Source organism: Psychrobacillus antarcticus (assembly GCF_029533155.1).
GTDB lineage: Bacteria > Bacillota > Bacilli > Bacillales_A > Planococcaceae > Psychrobacillus > Psychrobacillus antarcticus.
This window is the reverse complement of record NZ_JAIZDB010000061.1, coordinates 1-1,907: the sequence shown is the minus strand read 5'-3', so window position 1 is coordinate 1,907 and position 1,907 is coordinate 1. Positions and strand designations below refer to the sequence as shown.

2 protein-coding genes are annotated in these 1,907 nt (G+C 34.3%); one reads left to right on the top strand and one right to left on the bottom strand.

Going from position 1 to position 1,907, the window contains the following annotated elements; genetic code table 11:
• Positions 1-173: 173 nt before the first annotated feature.
• Complete coding sequence (gene rnz, locus LDK52_RS19790; RefSeq protein ID WP_277587624.1) at positions 174-1,115, bottom strand: ribonuclease Z; 942 nt, start codon at positions 1,113-1,115, stop codon at positions 174-176.
• Between the two features lie 169 nt (positions 1,116-1,284).
• Between rnz and LDK52_RS19785 the strand changes: the two genes are divergently transcribed.
• Positions 1,285-1,907: Mur ligase family protein (locus tag LDK52_RS19785; protein WP_277587623.1), on the top strand; the 623-nt coding region annotated here is incomplete at its 3' end.

Here is a 1,907-nt window from a genome sequence, read left to right as displayed (position 1 = left end):
GCTGTTGATGTTCGTTAAAAAGTATTTTACTCATAATGTTTTCTCCCGTTCAAAGTTTGTAAATTTTAGTATAACGGGGTTTTGAAAAAGAAAAAACCCTGAATAGCTACACTTTTTATAAAGTGTCTACTATTCGGGGTTCAGTTCATAATGAACTTTCGAACTCTCTTTTTTTATTTATATTTGATTAATGAACTATTTACCAAGCTATATTCAGCAAAATCTTCAGCGATATAAATGGGAAAACTATAGTTTTCGACCTGGGTAAGCATATTGTTTAAGTCGGATGGCAGGAACCTTGCACTAATGTGATTAACAACCAAATGCTTAGCATTCGCTTTTTTACAAACCTCCGCTGCATCCACTATTGTTGAATGTCCGTAAAGGCGTGCAAGCTCAGAAGTTTCAATGTCAAAAGTTCCTTCATGAACGACTATATCTGCATCTTCACTTAACAGTATCGAGTTTTCACAGTATTTTGTGTCTCCAAGTATCGTTACTTTAAAACCTTCTGTAGGTTCTCCAGTTACATCCTCACTCCTTACTACTAATCCATTTGGAAGCACTATATCTTGTCCTTCCTTCAACTGTCTTAATAATGGACCTCTTGGAACACCTAAAGCATCTGTTTTTTCGATATAAAGTTCAGGGGGAAGGGCTTTTTGTTTAACAGTATAGCCGAAACAGGGCATGACATGTTCTAATAGTTTTGCTTCCACTATAAATTGTTCATCTTCAAATATAATACCTTCTTCAATCTCGATAATTGAAAGTGGATACTTCACATGAGTATTGGATATAGCAAGTGTTACTTCAATCCAATTCTTCAACCCTGCCGGTCCATAGATTGTAAGTGGCTCTTCGCCACCTAAAAAAGAACGCGATCCTAACAGGCCGGGAAGTCCATATATATGATCTCCATGCAAATGTGTGATAAATAGTTTTTCTAGTTTACGAGGTTTTAGTGTTGTATGCAAAATTTGATGCTGAGTGGCTTCTCCACAATCGAACATCCAAAAAGAACTTCGCTCATCTAATAGTTTCAATACTGTCGATGTCGTATTACGCTGTTTAGACGGCATTCCCGCTCCAGTTCCTAAAAATAATAATTGCATATTTACTCACTTCCTTAAATTTAATGGACATATTGTAATTATAAAAACAAATAATAACATAAACTTAATGTTTTCTTAAACTATATAGTTAGTCTAACTCTAAATTTCATGTATGTAAAAAGTAAAACTGCAAACAATAATTAAACAACTTAAAGGGGCATCCAAACTTATGAAATTAGAGACATTGCTAAAGCCTTTAGGCATTCACATAAGTCAAGAAGACGAGTCCATTGAAATAAATGGCTTGGCTTTTGACTCTTCTAACATAAAGCCAAATTATTTATTTGTTGCGATACCAGGAACCCAAACAGATGGGCATATGTATATAGAAGATGCTATATTAAATGGCGCGTGTGTTGTCATTGGCGAAGAAAAACTTACTACTATTGGCGTACCCTATTTTAGGGTAGCCAATTCACGAAAAACAATAGGATTATTAGCAAATATATTTTATGTGAATCCTACTCAACATAAAATTATGATTGGAATTACGGGTACGAATGGAAAAACGACTACTTCCTATATGCTCAAACATATTTTGGAATCAGCAGGAATTTCATGTTCATTATTTGGCAGTGTTTCTACGATAATAAATGGAATAGAAAACAAATCTACTCATACAACTGTCGATGCAGTAACAGTAAATCAGCTTCTAGCAATGTGTAACGATCAAGTTGTCATAATGGAGGTTTCTTCTCATGGTTTAATACAATATCGTGTTGAAGGTATGCAATTTGATTATTGTATTTTCACTAATTTAGAACCTGAGCATCTAGACTACCATAAAACTAT